This is a genomic window from Parasaccharibacter sp. TMW2.1890 (assembly GCF_023337645.1).
GTDB classification, from domain to species: Bacteria; Pseudomonadota; Alphaproteobacteria; order Acetobacterales; family Acetobacteraceae; genus Bombella; species Bombella apis.
In genome coordinates, this window is sequence record NZ_NWUV01000001.1 from 239,146 (window position 1) to 255,890 (window position 16,745).

Sequence of the window (16,745 nt, forward strand, 5' to 3'; positions counted from 1 at the left end):
TCGTGGGGAAAGGAGACCCTTGCCCGGGCGGCTCCTTCCCATGGGGGCTGTTCAGGGGGGGCAGGCCGGGGAGGCTGTCTGCCAGCCCGGGCCAATAATGGCGATCCGACGGTGGCGGCCCGTGCCCTGAAGGATGATGGCCTCGCATTTCTCAAGATAAGTAAGCTGCCGCCGTGCCCGCCCTAGAGAATGGGTGCCATAGGCCCGGGCCAGAGCGGCATCATCCGGGCAGGGTTTGCCTTCCATGGCTGCATGGGCGAGCAGGAAATAGACAGGCTGCATGTCGTCCGGCAGGCGGCTGGCCCGCTGCTGGATGTCCTGCCAGGCCTCGCTCTCGGCCTGTTCACGGGTGATACCGCAGCGGATGGTGCTCAGCATGGTCTGGAACTGCGGCATGGGCAGGATGTTGCGGGAGAACCCGGCCAGCCGTGCCCTCATCTGGAAGTCCTGATACAGGGTGGCGAGTGGCCGGTAGGCGGCATCCTCATCCTGTCCGGCTTCGGCGACGAGAGTCCAGAGAGTTTCTGGGTCTGGTGCAGCCATCTGCTGGCTCTGCTGCTGCTCTCTGGCGTCACGGGAGGAGCTGTAGGCATCAAGCTGCGCCAGCAGGTCCGGCTTGGGGGCAGCCGGTTCCTTGCGGGGGCGGGAAGCGGGTTCCGGCGGGGCCTCGAGGATGAGATCCCGCAGCTCATCCACAGGAATGTTGGGCTGTTCAAGCGGCATGAGGGCAGGGCCACCTGCATGGCTGGCTGTCTCGACCGGACCGATGGTGACACGTTGGGGGCGACGGGCGAGGGCGGGTCCCAGCGCCATGAACTGCCCACGGGCAAGGTCCCTGAAGCCTTCGGCAGCACGGCGCTCCATGCCCAGAAGGTCGGCGGCACGAGCCATGTCGATATCCAGAAAGGTCCGTCCCATCAGGAAGTTGGAAGCCTCGGCGGCGACATTCTTGGCCAGCTTGGCCAGACGCTGGGTGGCAATGATGCCTGCCATGCCCCTTTTGCGTCCCCGGCACATGAGGTTGGTCATCGCATTGAGGGAGAGGCGGCGTGCCTCGTCAGAGGTATCACCCCCGGCAATGGGGGCGAAGAGCTGGGCTTCGTCCACCACGATGAGGACAGGATACCAGTAGGCCCTTGGCGCTTCGAACATGCCGGTCAGGAAGGCACCGACAGAACGGAGCTGCCCTTCCGGCTCGCTCTGCTCAAGATTCAGCACGACAGAGGCCCGGTGCATCCGGACCCGTTCCCCCGCACTTCGCAGGCTGGCTTCGGACTGTGTGTCCGTCTCGATGACGAGATGGTCGTATTTTTCTGCCAGCGTGACGAAATCCCCTTCCGGGTCGATGATGACCTGTTGGACGAGAGTTGCGCTCTGCTCCAGCAGACGCCGGAGGAGGTGGGATTTCCCAGAGCCGGAATTGCCCTGCACGAGCAGGCGGGTAGCCAGCAGTTCAGGCAGGTCGATGTGGGCATCCTCACCACGGGCTGTGGTGCCAAGAAGAAGGGGGCCAAAATGTGATGAACTCATGGCGCCACTTTACCGGGCAATGGACGGGAGAGCCAGTGATGAACAGCCTCTGCACAGAAGCAGGCGGTGGAAAAACAGCCCTGGAGCAGATAGCCCCCTGTAGGAGCATCCCAGTCCAGCATTTCACCACAGGCGAACAGGCCGGGCTGGTGGCGCAGCATGAAGCCTTCATCCAGCGCTGCCTGTTTCAGCCCTCCGGCGGTGGAAATGGCCCTGTCCAGCGCAGCAGGAGCCACAAGGTGCAGGGGGGCCTGCGTGATGGCGTCTGTCAGCTCACCGGGTGTGCGGGCGTCCGGGCAGAGCTGGGTGAGCAGCTCCCGCATGGTACGGTCCAGCCCCAGAGCCTTGCGCAGCCTGTTGCTCCGGCTTTCACGGAGACGCTGGCGGGCGAGGCGTTCCAGTATGCGTTCCTGCGTCAGAGTCGGGCGGAGATTCAGGTGGACGGTTACGGTGTCTCCGCCTGATTTTGCCAGAGCCTGTCGCAGTGGAGCTGAAAGGGCGTAAAGTGGTGCTCCCTCCAGCCCCCGTTTCGTGATGATGAGATCGCCACGATGTGTCTGGCCGGCGAAGTTGAGCGTGACTCCCCGCAGGGTCTCGCCTTCGTGGCGGAGCAGGAATTCGGCAGGCCAGTCCGGCATGAAGCCGCAGTTGGAGGGGGCAAAAGGCGTGCAGTGCTGTTCCAGCAGCGATGCCCATTGCCCGTTACTGCCCAGTCGTGCCCAGCTGCTGCCCCCCAGGGCGAGGATGACGGCACGTCCTGTCTGCTGGACCGGGCCTTCCGGTGTCTGGAAGGTGAGAGACAGGCCCTGCATATCTGTCAGCCTGTGGCGGGGAAAGAATTGCACGCCCTGTTCCTGAAGGCGGACCAGCCAGCGGCGCAGCAGGGGAGAGGCCTTGAGGGATTTCAGAAAGACCCGGCCAGAACTGCCGGTGAAGCAGGGTTCGTCCAGTCCTTCAGCCCAGAGGCGGAGAGCCTCGGGCGGGAAGTGGCGGATGGCAGGTTCCAGCCAGTCCCGTGCTGTCCCGTAGCGTTGCAGGAATGGTTCCAGCGGTTCACTGTGGGTGAGGTTCAGGCCGCTGCGGCCTGCCATGAGGAATTTCCGTCCCGGCCTGGCCATGTGGTCGAACAGATGGACCTCATGGCCCTTCCGGCTCAGACATTCAGCGGCAAACAGCCCTGCCGGGCCAGCCCCGATGATGGCAATGGGGAGTGTACGGGCCGTACTGGTGTCGGGCATGGGCAGTCCGTTCTGGCTGGGTGTGGCGGCGGTGAGGTGTTGTTAGCCTGTTCCGGCCTGTCGGGGAAGACAGACAGGAGGCAGACAGGGTATGGAAAGGCGTAGCCTGCGAGGGCAATCATCCGGGAAAGGGACGACATGAAACTCTGCACGACGGTTCAGGAGATGCGGCAGGAGCGGGCGCAGCTTGGCAGGGTCGGCTTTGTACCGACGATGGGCTTCCTGCATGAGGGGCATCTTTCGCTTGTTCGCCGTGCCCGGGAGGAGACTGATGCTGTTGTCGTCAGTCTCTTTGTCAATCCCATACAGTTCGGGTCGGCGGATGATCTTGCCAATTATCCCCGGGCGCTGGAACGGGATATTGCCCTGCTGCGCAGGGAGGGCGTGGCCTGTGTTTTTACGCCGGAAGCGGCAGAATTCTACCCTGAAGGGTTCGCCACGCAGGTGGATGTTGGTGGTGTGGCGCTGGAGCTTGAGGGGCCGTCCCGTCCCGGCCATTTTGCGGGTGTGGCGACGGTGCTGGCGAAATTCTTCAACATCATCCAGCCGCAGCGGGCCTATTTTGGGCAGAAAGATGCCCAGCAATGTGCTGTTGTCCAGCGGTTCGTGCGGGACCTGAATATTCCGGTAGATATTGTGACCCTGCCAACATGGCGGGAGGCGGACGGTCTTGCCGGGTCGAGCCGCAACAGTCGTCTGACGGAGGCGGAACGCCACAGGGCCCCGGTGCTGCATCAGGCTCTCTGCCGGGGCCGGACCCTGGTGCAGGCTGGTGAACGCCGCCGTGCCGTGCTGGAGGGGGCCATGCGGGATGTGCTGGTGCAGGCCGGGCTTGTGGATATTGACTATGTCACCATCGTGAATCCGGATACGTTCCAGGCTGAAGAGGAGGTCCGGGAGGGGGCTCTGGCCTTGCTGGCCGTGCAGCTGGGGGCCGTGCGGCTGATCGACAATATGCCGCTGTTCTGAAAAGTGGTCCTGACCTTTTGTTGAGAACAGGATGCAATAATTCTCATATTGGTAATTGCGTTTGCCGGATATTCATCCCTCAATAAAGAGGGTTGTATTTGTCCTGTTATTTGCCAGCCATGAGGTGAGATCAGAGAGGAGGCGGGACACGCCTGTCACCTATGCATGGCAATACATGCTGGCATGTTGTGAAAGCCAGTAATGTCTTCTGGTCAAGTGGCGGGCGAAGGGGTAGCGTGGCGGGGTAACAAGGCATTTACATATGCTTGAAGGAGATATCGAGCATGGTTGAGAAAACCCCGCGCACCGTTTCAGCCCCCAAGAAATTCATCATCGGTACGGGTCTGCTGGCCCAGCTGCATGACTATGTAAAAGATTTTGGCGACAACGCTTTCATCATCAGCGATGAATTCTTTGTGGAGCGTGTCCAGAAGGAATCCGTGGCTGGGCTGGAGAAAGCCGGGCTGAAAGGCACAGCCGAGAGGTTCGGCTGTGAATGTACGGATGCCGAGATCAAGCGTCTGGGCGAGCTGGCCAAGACACGTGGTGCCAATGTCATTGTCGGTATTGGTGGTGGCAAGACGCTGGATACCAGCAAGGCCGTTGCCCATTATTACAAGCTGCCACTCATCCTCTATCCGACCATTGCCTCCACCGATGCACCCTGCATTGCGCTGGCTGTGATCTATACGGAGAAGGGCGAGTTCGACCGGTACCTCTTCCTGCCGCAGAATCCCGATGTCGTTGTGGCTGATACGGGTGTGATTGCCGGTGCCCCGGTGCGCTTCTTTGCTGCTGGTATCGGTGATGCCCTTTCCACATACTTTGAGGCCCGTGCCTGCTACCGGTCTGATGGGGTGAACCTTTCCTGCAAGCGTCCGTCCCGTACGGGACTCGGTCTGGCCCGCATGTGCTATGACCTGGTCTGCAAGAATGTTGATCTTGCCATGGATGCCGTGCGCAACAAGGTGCCGACCCGGGCTCTGGAAGAAATGGTCGAGGCAACCATTTATCTCAGCGGGACCGGTGCCGAGACGGGTGGTCTTGCCGCTGCTCATGCCGTGCATAATGGCATGACCGCTATCGAGGATCTCCATCATGCCCAGCATGGTGAGAAGGTGGTCTTTGGTCTGATGACCCAGCTGGTGCTGGAGAATGCACCGAAGGAAGAGATTGAAGAGGTGCTGCGTGTCGTGCGGGCAGCTGGCCTGCCGATGACCCTCAAGGAGCTGGGTGTCAAGGAGTTTGTGGAGGCTGACTGGCGCAAGGTGGCCGAGATCGCCTGCGACAAGGACGACACGATGGGCAATCTGCCCTTCAAGGTCACGCCGGATGATGTCTATCATGCCATGGTGGCTGCGAACGCCCTTGGTGAGCGCTATCGTGCCGCCCATCAGGCCTGAAAAGGTCCAACAGGGTGAGGTCATGGCAACATGACCCATTAGGGAAAAGGTCCGGGGTGCCAGGCTCCGGACCTTTTTTCATGGGGGATGGATACCATCAGTGATCTGTTGTTCAGCGGGACCGTCTTCCGCTGTCTGGCCAGTGCGACTTCAGGTCGGGTGGATGGTCAGAGAAGGGCGTTTGTTGTCCTGTCTGTCCTGTACTGCTCCATGGTGCAGTATGCCGACCGGCTGGAGGGGCACGGAGGCCCCCCGTATCATTTCTGTCCCCGGAGAACGAACCCATCCAGCAGCTGCCGAAGCTGGCGTGTCCGCTGGGCCATGTTGGAGGTGGCCGCAGAGGTTTCTTCCACCATGGCGGCGTTTTCCCGGGTGCCCTGGTCGATGGTGACGACGGCACCATTCACGTCCCGCAGGGCCGATGCCTGCTCAGATGTGGCCTTTGAGATCTCTCTGAGATGTGTGCCGATATTGGCCACGCTGGAGATGATGGTGTCGATGGCGCTGCTGGCATCCTTCATGATGGCTGAACCGGAATCAACATGGGTCTGGGAGGTATTGATGAGGTCCTTCACCTCTTCGGAAGCATCGCCCACCCGGTTGGCCAGTTTGCGGATCTCCTGCGCCAGGACACGGAACCCGCTGCCGGCTTCGCCCGCATGGGCGGCTTCAACACCGGTGTTCAGTGCCAGAAGGTTGGTCTGCGTGGCAATGTTGGAGATGACGTTGGTGATCTTGTTCACGGCTTCGGCAGAACGTTCAATCTCTTCCATGGCCGTGCTGGCACGGCGGATCATGGTGCCGAAACGTTCCGTGATGGCCTGGCACTCCTCAACGAACTGGGTCGCCTCGCTGACACGGGATTCGGTGGAAGATACCGTAGCGGTGATCTGCTCCACGGCAGCGGCCGTTTTTTCGACAGAGGCAGCCTGCCGTTCCGTGCGCTGGGCGAGGTCCTGTGCCGCGCTGTTGATCTCATCAGCGGTATTGTCGATGCTCTCCGTTGCCTCGCTGATGGTATGAAGCGTCTGGCAGAGGGACGAGATGGCGTGATTGAGGTTGTCCCGCATGGGGAGGTAGGTATTGGGGAAGTTCCCATCCACCGTGTGGGAGAGGTTCTTGTTGGCAAGGGCGTCGATGATGTGGCCAAAGCGCTCAGTCACAAACCGGCGTTCTTCTTCAATGGCCTCATCCAGTTTGCTCATTTCTTCCTTGTTGAGCTTTCTGGCTTCATCAATGTAGATGGAAATGGTGAGGTCCATGTCCAGGAAGACGGCCTTGCTGAGGCTGGCGAGGGAGTCCGTCAGCTTGGAGAAGGGCATCTTTGGGGGCAACAGCGGTGCCGGAGGGGCCAGCTGATTTGAGACATCTGCGATGATGTTGGCAAGCAGCAGGGCGTAGCCGCCGATGTACCAGCGTGGTTCCAGCCCGATTTCGGCGTGGGTCCGGCCGATGCGGCGCACCGTATTGGCATATTGCAGGCCGAAATTGGCAGCTGCGATGTTCTTCCAGTAAGTCAGCTGCGCCTGTTTGGCTTTCTGTATCTGTGCTTCTGAGGAAAAAAAGCTTCTGGTCTGGGGGGTCCGGCGGACCGTGTCATAGAAGGCATCCAATGCCTTGGGCAGGCATCTGATGACGTATTTTTCAATACGGCGGATGGCCAGGCAGTCCTGTTCATCCAGCTGGAGGAAATGCAGCCGCTCTCTCAGGTTGTCAGTATCCTCAAGGCTTTCATTCGGGTTGTGCATGATAGCTGAAAATTTTGACATGATTCCCTCGTGAAGTAACAGATATTACCATGAATAAGACTTAAAAAAGCCTTTTTAAAGCCTTGTGGCGGATGGAAGCCTTCTGAAGTATTAAAAGAAATCTTATTTTAATATATTTGGTGTTCGTGTAGCCTGATGTTACCTTCTTCAGCATGTTGCGTTAACCATCTCATGCCGTTCCCTCTCTGAGGGCCAATCCCATCGGCTGTGTGGCTGTTGGCGAGGGCGAGGGGCATGAGGCTGGCCCATCAGCAACCATGTTACGTTTTTGTAACGCAGGTGTGTTTTATGGCATTCATGTCATGAATTGCCAGTATTCATCAGGGAAAAAGCCAGATTCCAGCATGAGGATGAGGTTGTGCGTGGGGCGTGACTGACCCCTGAGGGGGTGTGCGAGGCTCCCTGTTCTGGTAGAATGGGCCCCGGCAATTTTTTCATCCAGGAGGGGGCCATGGCCACAACCGCCAAAATCAGTGTTACTCTTGATCGTTCCAAGATGCTGAATTTCAATTCATCCATGTATGGGCCTGAGTTCCTTGAGCGTATTCTGGAGGCTGTGAAGGCGATTGCGCCCGAGCCTTATCAGGTGCAGGCCAATTTCGGGTCCGACATTGCTACGGTGGATGTCACCACGACAGAGGATGTTGAAGAATTTCCCGATACGGCAGCAATCTATGCGGCCATCCGGAAAACCTACGAAGAATGGAACCATGCCGTCCGTCAGATCGACGAAGAAAAGCTGGCTGACCTTCCGTTCGCCAAGAACCAGAAGCTGGTGAAGACGGAAGAACATCGTGGTGAAGGCGATGCGTCCGACCGCTTCCTCGTCATCGATGTACATTATGATGATGAGGGTTTCATCGTGTACGAGATTGAAAAACTGGACCATGAGGGCAAGCCCATTCCTGATACCCGGGAGGCTGTCTCCTTGGAATATCTCGAGGAAATTTTTACAGCAGCTGAGTAAAAACGGGTCGCAGAAAAGCCACCATGGACCGTGATACGTGTGTGGCTTTTCGTTGAGTGTTTGGGAGAAAGGTCCCGAAATGTTCCAGTTTCTGTCTCACGGTCTGTCGTCGCTTTTTGCGCAGAGTCCGGAGCTGGCTTTTTTTCTTTCCATCGGTCTTGGTTTTTGGATAGGTCAGATAAAGATCGGTACGTTCCAGCTCGGCGGTATTGCAGGGTCGCTGGTGATGGCGGTCCTGATCAGCCAGTTTGGCGTCAAGATGGATTCTGACCTCAAGATCGTTCTTTTCGTTCTTTTCATCTATGCGGTGGGGTATAGCAGCGGGCCCGATTTTTTCCGCTCTCTGGGGCGGCAGTCCCTGCGAGAGATCATGCTGTCTGTCATTCTGGCTGTCAGCGGGTTTGCAACGGTTGTCGGGGTAGGGCGTCTGTTCCACCTGGACAAGGGCATGGCGGCCGGTCTGGCGGCAGGAGGGCTGACGCAGTCTGCCATCATCGGTACGGCCAGTTCGGCCCTTGCAGAGCTGGGATTGTCCGCTGCACAGTTGCAGCAGATGCAGGCCCATGTGGCTGCAGGTTATGCCGTGACCTATATTTTCGGTTCCATCGGTACCATCATTTTCTGTGTGGATATCCTGCCCTTCTTCATGCGGCGTGACATGAAGGCCGATGCCCTGGCGGCAGAGGCAGGGGGACTGCCGGAGGATGTGGGGGGTGAGACCGAGCAGCGTGGCGTTGTTCCAGCGGCGACCGATCTCGTCTACAACATGCTCGGCGTGGCTGTCGGGCTGGTCATTGGCCTTGTGGTCATCCGTGTGTGGGGTATGTCCCTGACGCTCGGTTGTGGGGGTGGGGCACTGATGTCCGGCCTGCTGTTCGGCTGGTGGCACAGGCGGCACGCCGGTTATGGGGAGATGCCGTCGTCTGTCTGTTCCTTCTGGGGCAATTTCGGTCTGGCTGGCTTCGTGGTGGTGACGGGGTTGCAGACAGGCCGGGAGGCTGTGGAAGTCATTGTCCATCAGGGGGTGCTTCTCCTGCTGCTCGGTATGGTGGTGACGATCCTGCCGCTGGTCATTACGGCGCTTATTGGCCGTTTCTTCATGGGGTACCGGAATGTCGCCCTGTTTGCCGGGGCCCTGTCGGGGGCACGTAGTGCCAACCCGGCCTTCAGTGAGGTCCTGGCCAAGGCAGGCAACAACACACCGGCCATCCCTTTTGTCATTACCTATGCCGTGGCCAATGTGCTGCTGACTCTTCTGGGGCCGTTCATTGTGGCTTTCGGGTAGGCTGTTCGCTGGCATCCATCCCGTCTGGATGGAACGTCCCATAATCGGTAAGTAATGTTCTGTAGAGAAAGCCTGGTTGGGAAACCGCCAGGCTTTCTCCATGACTGTTTGGAGAAAAGGTCACGGCATGTTCCAGCGTCTGTTTCACGGGTTGTCTCATCTTTTTGGAGAGAATCCAGAGCTGGCTTTTTTCCTGTCCGTCGGTTTTGGCTTTCTGATCGGGCGCATAAGGATAGGCGTGTTTCAGCTTGGGGGCGTGGCAGGGTCATTGTTGGTGGCCGTGCTGATCAGCCAGTTTGGTGTGCATGTGGGGTCCAGCCTCAGGACAGTACTGTTCATCCTGTTCATCTACGCTGTGGGATATCGCAGTGGCCCAAACTTTTTCCGCTCTCTGGGGCGGCAGTCCCTGCGGGAGGTGGCACTGGCGGTCATCATGGCCATCAGTGCGTTCGGGACCGTTATCGGGGTTGCGCGGCTGTTCCATCTGGACAAAGGCATAGCCGCCGGTCTGGCGGCAGGGGGGCTGACGCAGTCTGCCATCATTGGCACTGCCAGTTCCGCTCTGGAGAAGCTTGGCCTCCCTCTGGCTCAGGTGCAGCAGATGCAGGCGGATGTTGCTGTCGGCTATGCCGTGACCTATATCTTCGGGTCCATCGGCACCATCATTTTCTGCGCCACCATTCTGCCACTCTGCATGCGTCGCAATTTGCGTGATGATGCGCTGAAGGCAGAATCCCTGCCAGAAGATGCGACGGAGGATACGCTGCCTGCTGTCCAGAATGGGACGGTCCAGCGGACTGCCGTGCCGGTTACGACGGACCTTGTCTACAACATGCTGGGCATGGCGCTGGGGCTGCTGTTCGGGCTTGTGGTCGTCCATCTGGGCGGGGTGCCCATCACGCTGGGCAGTGGTGGTGGGGCCCTGCTGTCCGGCCTGCTTTTTGGCTGGTGGCATGGGCGACATCCGGGCTACGGCGCCATGCCGTCTTCTGTCTGCCTGCTCTGGGGCAGTTTCGGTCTGGCAGGTTTCGTCGCAGTGACAGGCCTTCAGACAGGTGGACAGGTCGTGGCGATCATTACCCGCCAGGGGGGAACGATTCTGCTGCTGGGCATGATCGTCACCATCGTGCCATTGGTGATCACGGCTCTTGTCGGGCGTTTTCTGCTGGGGTATCGGAATGTTGCCCTCTTTGCAGGGGCTCTTGCGGGGACACGCAGCTCCAACCCGGCTTTTGGTGAGGTTCTGGCCAAGGCTGGCCATGGCAGCCCTACTGTTCCCTTTGCCATTACCTATGCCGTGGCCAATGTGCTGCTGACCCTGCTTGGTCCGCTCATCGTGGCTTTCGTGTAAGAAAGGGCCGTCCATCATGACCATCCGACACACGCTGAACAGTCTGAAACCCCATAAGGGGGCCCGGCGCTGCCTGAAGCTGGCTTTTTCCGCTCTCAGGGTTCTTCCGCTTGGTACCGGGCTGGTGGCCGCCACCCCGGCTTCGGCGCAGGCAGGGCAGGGCATGGGGCGGTTGCCCCGTGTGCTCGTTCTGGCCACGGGGGGGACCATAGCGGGAAAGGCGGACCCACGTTCTGCCATCGGTTATGATGCAGGCTCGACAACGGGGCAGCAGCTTGTGGCCGCTGTGCCGGGTGTGGACAGGCTGGCCCAGCTTCAGGTGGAGCAGATCGCCAACATTCCTTCGCAGGACATGAATCACAAGGTCTGGTTCCGGTTGATGGAGCGTATCAATCAGGCTTTTGCCCGGCATGAGGCCGATGCCGTAGTCATCACCCACGGGACGGATACGATGGAGGAGACAGCCTTCTTTCTGGATACCGTCCTGCATCATGACCAGCCTGTGGTGATGACAGGGGCCATGCGTCCGGGCTCGGCCATCAGTGCGGATGGTCCGGCCAACATTTATGAGGCAGTCAAGGTGGCAGCCCATCCGCAGGCGAAGGGGCGGGGGGTGCTGGTCGTGCTGAATGATACCATCCATGCGGCCCATTGGGTCAGCAAGGCGGACAGCACGGTCCTGCAGACCTTCGTGTCCCGACAGACAGGGCCTGTGGGTATTGTGGACCCTGCCGCCGTACGCTTTTACGGGCCGCCGCGGCCCCGTCTGTTCCTGTCCCTGCCGGATGGCGCAACGCTGCCTGCTGTGGATGTGGTGTATGCGCATGCGGATATGGATGGTCGCCAGATTGATGATGCCATCCGTGCCGGTGTGAAGGGGATCGTCATTGCTGGAATGGGGGATGGCAATGTGTCGGCCCAGGCCATGCAGGCGTTGGACAGGGCCGTCCGGGCGGGGATTGTAGTCGTACGTTCCAGCCGTGTCGGTGACGGGTTTGTCAACCGTGATGTGGAAGTGGATGATGAGGCCCATCACTTCGTGGCGTCGTATGACCTCAACCCGCAGAAGGCCCGTCTGTTGCTACAGCTGCTCCTGGCCGGTGGGGTGCAGGATGTCCAGGCCGTGCAGCGTGCTTTTGCCTTCGGGTATTGATTGCGTCGTGCTGAGTTCTACCTTGGTGTGAGTGCTGGATGTCGGCATGAAACGGGCCGGGGGAGGATGTGAATATGGATGGACCGATGCGGGATGGAAAAGCAGGGGCTGGTGGTTCTGCCGGCCGTCTGACACGCCGCGGTCTGCTGGCGGGTCTTGCAGGGGTAGCGGCGTCTCCCGTGGCGGGACATGCTCTTGGGTCCATCGTGTCGGGCCCGAGTGTGATTTCCTCCCCGCCCCGGACATGGGGTGCAGAGGAAACACCGGTCAATCTGCCCGACCCTGACGTGCTGGCGCTTGATCCATCCTTCGGGCTTGTGAATTATGGCAATGCTCCCTTGCGGAAGCTCTGGCAGGGGGCTGGCTGGCTGGAAGGCCCGGCCTGGTGTACGGTCGGGCGTTTTCTGCTGCTGAGCGATACGATTACGGGGTGCCAGTATCGCTACGACCCGGAGGATGGGCCGCAGGGTCATGTGAGCCTGTACCGGCGGGAAAGTTTTAATGCCAATGGCAACACGTTTGATGCTGAAGGGCGGCTGGTGACCTGTGAGCATGGGATGCGCCGGGTCATACGCTGGGAGCATGATGGCAGTGTCACCGTGCTGGCGGACCGGTACAGGGGCAGGACGCTCAACTCTCCCAATGATGTCGTGGCAGCACCCGATGGCAGCATCTGGTTCACAGACCCGGCCTACGGGGACGGAGTGGTGGAAGGCCACGCCGATGTGGATGGTCCTGCCAATCCCCAGCGTCATCTCAATCCTTATCTGGATGCGGAGCTGACAAGCCAGTATGGCGGGTTGCGTCGGCAGGAGGATCATACCTTCCGGGTGGATGCAAAAACCGGGAAGGTGGAGGCCGTGCTGGGGCAGAAGGATGTGGCAGGGCCCAATGGTCTCTGTTTTTCCCCTGATGGTAGCCGGCTCTATGTGGCGTCCTCTGGTGTGGGCCCTGGTGCGCAGCCGCCTTTGCCGGACCATGCCATCCATGTGTTCGACCTGAAACAGGGGCGGCCGACCAACGGGCGTCTCTTCACGGATTTTACGCTGGCTGGCCGGGCCATGCGCCCTGATGGCCTGCGCACCGATGTGGAGGGCAACCTCTGGTGCGGTGCCTGGGGGCCGCTGGGGCTTTGCGGTGTGTTCATCTATAATCCACATGGCCAGATGATTGGCCGTATCCGCCTGCCTGTCGGCTGTTCGAACCTCACTTTTGGGGGGCCGAAGCGCAATATCCTCTATATGTGCTGCGGGACGGCCCTGTTCAGCCTCATCACCGCCACGCAGGGTGCGGGGCACAGCTGAAGTCCTTTGTAGAGTTTACCCACAGTTTCCGCGGATGGAATGGTGGATGATCTGGGGATGAGCGTGTGAATAGCGGGTATGGAAAACGGCAGTCCGTTTTCTGATGTTTTTTGGAAGGACAGGACGGAATGCTCATGCCACATCCTCAGACCATCGAGATTTTTTTGCCGTCTGGGGATCCCCAGAGTCTGCGTGTCGCCTCGGTTGTGACCCGTACTGTCAGTCTGGTTGAAATTCCCCGGTCACAGCTGCGTCTTTTTTTACAAAGACCGGAAGCAGGGCGGGTGGGTCTTTATTTTCTTTTCGGGGAGGAAGATAAGACGGAACGGCCGAAAGTATATGTTGGTCAGACCGGAAAGTTGGGGGAGCGGCTGAAGCAGCATAACGGGGAAAAGGATTTCTGGAACAGGGCTGTGGTGGCTGTCACGTCGACGGATGTCTTGACCGAGGTGCATGCCCGTTTTCTGGAGGTGTGGTCTCTCAGGCAGGCAGAGGCGGTCGGCCGGTATGTGCTGGACAACAGACAGAAAGGCGGGGATTTCCCGCACATGTCTCCCTCCATGAGGGCTGTCTGTGATGAACTCTTTGAGACCATCAGCATTCTGTTGACGACTCTGGGGTATCCTGTTTTTAAACCGGTCCTGGAGCAGTTTCCTTTAGGTGAAGGGCAGGTTGCCCAAGTGCAGGATGATGTACCGGAACTGTTTTTCTGTCGAGGGACTGGTGTTGAAGGGCGGGGCCACTATACCGAAGAAGGCATGGTGATTTTGGCAGGGTCTTATGGACGCAGGTCTTCTCCGAGATATGAGGAATATGCTCCCCGTGCGGCGGAGGGGCGTCAGGAAGCTCTTGACAACGGTCTTTTGCGGTTGGAGGGAGAAAGGCTGGTGCTGACACGGGACACGCTTTTCAAGAATCCTTCGCCAGCTGCCAGCTTTTTGTTGGGACGTTCTGCCAACGGTTGGATAGAATGGAAAGATGGAGAAGGGCGTACCCTGTCACAACGGATGCGGGATGTCGTCGAGGATGATGTCTGAAGGTTCCAGATAGTGGGGCTGTTCAGGGTTGCCGGTATCATCCATTTCATAGACAAGTGGCGTGCCTGTCGGGATTTCCAGCGTCTGCGTTTCCTCGGGGGACAGGCCGTCCAGATGGCTGATGAGGGCACGCATGACAGTCCCATGCGTGACGACGAGCAGGGAACGGCCCTGCCGCAGGTCGGGTAGCAGCGTATCCTGCCAGTAGGGCAGCACCCGCTTCATGGTCATGGCCAGACTTTCGGCGCAGGGAAGATCGCATCTAGGGATGGAGGCATAGCGGGGGTCGTTCCTCGGATGGTGCGGGCTGTCCGGCTTTACAGCTGGCGGTGTGACGTCAAAACTCCGGCGCCATTGCTGCACCTGTTCCCGGCCGTAGCGTGCGATGGTGTCGTCCTTGTTCAGCCCCTGCAGGGCACCATAATGGCGTTCATTCAGCCGCCAGCTCCTGTATTCCGGCAGCCATGACTGGTCCAGCTCGTCCAGACAGTGATGCAGTGTGTGGATGGTTCTTTTCAGCATGGAGCTGTGGGCTGCATCGAAGAGGAAGCCGTGGTGCCGCATCAGGCGGCCTGCCCTGCGGGCTTCCTCATGGCCGTTGGCGGAGAGGTCCAGATCATTCCAGCCCGTGAACAGGTTGGCCTCATTGCCCAGGCTCTGCCCGTGGCGCATCAGCACCAGCTTTGCCCCCGTCATCATGAGGGTCCTCCTTTCTGCTCCATGCCGTACTGTCATGCATGTGCGCATGGCAGGCCAAGATGGCAGGATATGTCAGGCTGGAAAAGATGGCAGGCATCATTATTACGCATGGCTTCTGATACTTGTCAGAAATGTGAATATACGTCATCCTTTTCAGGGAAGATTATGGAGGGATAAGGCTCATGACTGATAATCAGCAGAAAAATCTGGTAAAGCAGGAAGGTAATTGTGGAATCGTCATGGGGGCCCTGATCGTCCTCACGGGTGTGCTTGTGGCCATGACACCCGTGCTGAGCATCATCTCTCTTACGGCCCTCATTGCGGTCGGGCTTCTGTTCGTCGGGGTTTTCACGCTGGTGGATGTGTTCCGCCGGACAGGCATGGAACGCCGGATGCTGGATGGTCTCCTGGGTATTTTCTTCATCATCCTGGCCATCCTGATCTTCTTCAATCCCGTAGGGTCGGCCATCGGGCTGACGATCTGGGTTGCTGCATGGTTCATCGTGCGTGGCGTGATGGAGCTGGCCGGAATGGGGGCTTCGCCTTATGGCCGCAGCTTCATGGCGCTGGATGCCATCGTCAATATTGTTCTGGGCGTGACACTGTTCTGCATCAACCCGATCACGGCACAGGCGGCGCTGGGCTATTATGTGGCTATCAGCCTGATGTTCTGGGGCTTTTCGGTCATCCATCGCAGCATCCTGCTCAAGCATCTGGTCTGAGCCCTGCTTTCAGGCCTGGATGAGGTCAGAACCCGGCCAGAAAAGGCCGGGTTTTTTCATGTTCCGGTTCAGGGTTTCTCCAGGGCGTTTATGACGGCTCTGGTGAACTGGTCTGTTGTGGCCGTGCCACCGAGGTCGCCTGTGCGTGTGCCGTTCTGGAGTGTCTGGATGATGGCGGTTCTCAAGCGGGTGGCCAGGGCTGCATGGTTTGTGTGGTCCAGCATGAGGGCGCCTGCGAGCAGGAGAGCCGTGGGGTTCGCCCTGTTCTGTCCGGCAATGTCGGGAGCGGAGCCATGCACGGCCTCGAAGATGGCCATGTCTTTTCCAATATTGGCCCCCGGAGCCAGTCCCAGCCCACCTGTCAGACCGGATATCTGGTCGGAAAGGATGTCACCGAACAGATTGGTGGTGACAATCACATCAAACTGGGAGGGGTCGAGGCAGAGCTGCATGGCGCAGGCATCCACGATCCGTTCATCACAGGCGATGCGCCCTTCATAACGGGCGGCAACCTTGCGTCCTGTTTCCAGGAAAAGGCCGCTCATCAGCTTGAGGATGTTGGCCTTGTGGACCAGCGTTACCTTTCTGCGACCATGGGCCAGTGCATAGTCAAAGGCATGGGTCACGATGCGTTCGCATTCGGCCCGTGTTGTATAACCAGCTGAAAGAGCCATGCCCTGCGGGTCATCGCCCTGGGGAAGATAATAGTCACGGGCGGCGTAATAACCCTCGATATTTTCCCGGATGAGCACGATGTCCAGCCCGTCATAGCGGCGCAGGTCATCCCGTGGGAGAAGAGTACGGGCAGGGCGTATGTTGGCGTAAAGGTCGAATTTCTGGCGCAGTGTGACATTGACGGAGCGGAATCCCGTGCCGCTGGGCGTGGCCAGCGGTGCCTTGAGGGCAAGGCGGGTGCGTTCCAGGCTGCGGAGGGTGGCGTCCGGCAAAGGGGTTCCTTCGTCTTCCAGAGCATGGACTCCGGCTTTCTGCTCGTCCCAGAGGAAGGGGGCGCCAAGGGCCGCCAGAACCTCTTTTGTGGCCCGTGTGATTTCCGGGCCGATTCCATCACCGGGAATCAGTGTTACGGGTATGGGTTGTCCTGCTGTGGAGGATGTGTGGGCTGACATGGGGGAATTCTCCCTGAAAATGGGGCTGTGTGCCCTCTTCATGCCCGTGGTGGGTGCACCTTTCTGTCTGGCCGGTGGCATGATCCAGCCAGAGAGCACCAGCTCATCATGCTTCATGGGAATGTGACAAGAGCTGGAAGATAAAGATTTTTTTGTAGAGCATGATGCTTGCGGGGGCAGGAACTATGTGC

The 16,745-nt window shown here is 59.2% G+C and carries 14 protein-coding genes; 9 read left to right on the plus strand and 5 right to left on the minus strand.

The window, feature by feature from the left end:
• Positions 1-51 precede the first annotated feature (51 nt).
• Both CPA54_RS01085 and CPA54_RS01090 read right to left on the minus strand, forming a co-directional pair.
• Positions 52-1,530: an ATP-binding protein gene (locus CPA54_RS01085; RefSeq protein ID WP_249085390.1), complete on the minus strand. Its 1,479-nt coding sequence runs from the start codon at positions 1,528-1,530 to the stop codon at positions 52-54.
• Entirely contained in the window at positions 1,527-2,768 is a 1,242-nt protein-coding gene (locus tag CPA54_RS01090; RefSeq protein WP_249085391.1) for a TIGR03862 family flavoprotein, read from the minus strand. The genes CPA54_RS01085 and CPA54_RS01090 overlap by 4 nt, the downstream gene beginning before the upstream one ends.
• A gap of 138 nt (positions 2,769-2,906) precedes the next feature.
• On the opposite strand from CPA54_RS01090, the gene panC reads away from it, so the two are divergent.
• Both panC and CPA54_RS01100 read left to right on the plus strand, forming a co-directional pair.
• The gene (gene panC / locus CPA54_RS01095) at positions 2,907-3,737 is read left to right on the plus strand and encodes a pantoate--beta-alanine ligase (RefSeq protein WP_043560810.1); all 831 of its coding nucleotides are present in this window, start codon (positions 2,907-2,909) and stop codon (positions 3,735-3,737) included.
• Positions 3,738-4,021: 284 nt separating this feature from the next.
• On the plus strand, positions 4,022-5,140 hold the full coding sequence (locus CPA54_RS01100; protein WP_081562951.1) for a glycerol dehydrogenase: 1,119 nt from the start codon (positions 4,022-4,024) through the stop codon (positions 5,138-5,140).
• 257 nt (positions 5,141-5,397) lie between these two features.
• On the opposite strand, the gene CPA54_RS01105 is transcribed toward CPA54_RS01100, so the two are convergent.
• Complete coding sequence (locus tag CPA54_RS01105) at positions 5,398-6,909, minus strand: globin-coupled sensor protein (RefSeq protein ID WP_249085392.1); 1,512 nt, start codon at positions 6,907-6,909, stop codon at positions 5,398-5,400.
• Between the two features lie 451 nt (positions 6,910-7,360).
• Here CPA54_RS01105 and CPA54_RS01110 point away from each other — a divergent pair, with 451 nt between their 5' ends.
• The 6 genes from CPA54_RS01110 to CPA54_RS01135 all read left to right on the plus strand — a co-directional run bounded on the left by CPA54_RS01110 (position 7,361) and on the right by CPA54_RS01135 (position 14,006).
• Complete coding sequence (locus CPA54_RS01110; RefSeq protein ID WP_143539797.1) at positions 7,361-7,876, plus strand: hypothetical protein; 516 nt, start codon at positions 7,361-7,363, stop codon at positions 7,874-7,876.
• Between the two features lie 79 nt (positions 7,877-7,955).
• Positions 7,956-9,161, plus strand: a complete 1,206-nt coding sequence (locus CPA54_RS01115) for a hypothetical protein (RefSeq protein WP_081562953.1) — start codon at positions 7,956-7,958, stop codon at positions 9,159-9,161.
• 127 nt (positions 9,162-9,288) lie between these two features.
• Positions 9,289-10,512: a hypothetical protein gene (locus tag CPA54_RS01120; protein WP_086431148.1), complete on the plus strand. Its 1,224-nt coding sequence runs from the start codon at positions 9,289-9,291 to the stop codon at positions 10,510-10,512.
• A gap of 16 nt (positions 10,513-10,528) precedes the next feature.
• A complete protein-coding gene (locus CPA54_RS01125) occupies positions 10,529-11,665 on the plus strand; it encodes an asparaginase (protein ID WP_081562954.1) in 1,137 nt (378 codons plus the stop codon).
• Positions 11,666-11,739: 74 nt separating this feature from the next.
• Positions 11,740-12,969, plus strand: a complete 1,230-nt coding sequence (locus CPA54_RS01130) for an SMP-30/gluconolactonase/LRE family protein (RefSeq protein WP_249085393.1) — start codon at positions 11,740-11,742, stop codon at positions 12,967-12,969.
• A gap of 134 nt (positions 12,970-13,103) precedes the next feature.
• Positions 13,104-14,006: a GIY-YIG nuclease family protein gene (locus CPA54_RS01135; RefSeq protein WP_086431210.1), complete on the plus strand. Its 903-nt coding sequence runs from the start codon at positions 13,104-13,106 to the stop codon at positions 14,004-14,006.
• Here CPA54_RS01135 and gpmA read toward each other — a convergent pair.
• A complete protein-coding gene (gene gpmA, locus CPA54_RS01140) occupies positions 13,968-14,705 on the minus strand; it encodes a 2,3-diphosphoglycerate-dependent phosphoglycerate mutase (RefSeq protein WP_283163709.1) in 738 nt (245 codons plus the stop codon). The genes CPA54_RS01135 and gpmA overlap by 39 nt on opposite strands.
• 182 nt (positions 14,706-14,887) lie before the next feature.
• Here gpmA and CPA54_RS01145 point away from each other — a divergent pair, with 182 nt between their 5' ends.
• Entirely contained in the window at positions 14,888-15,427 is a 540-nt protein-coding gene (locus CPA54_RS01145) for an HdeD family acid-resistance protein (RefSeq protein ID WP_081562957.1), read from the plus strand.
• A 68-nt stretch (positions 15,428-15,495) separates the two neighbouring features.
• Here CPA54_RS01145 and CPA54_RS01150 read toward each other — a convergent pair whose 3' ends face one another.
• A complete protein-coding gene (locus CPA54_RS01150) occupies positions 15,496-16,554 on the minus strand; it encodes an isocitrate/isopropylmalate dehydrogenase family protein (protein WP_086431147.1) in 1,059 nt (352 codons plus the stop codon).
• Positions 16,555-16,745 lie beyond the last annotated feature (191 nt).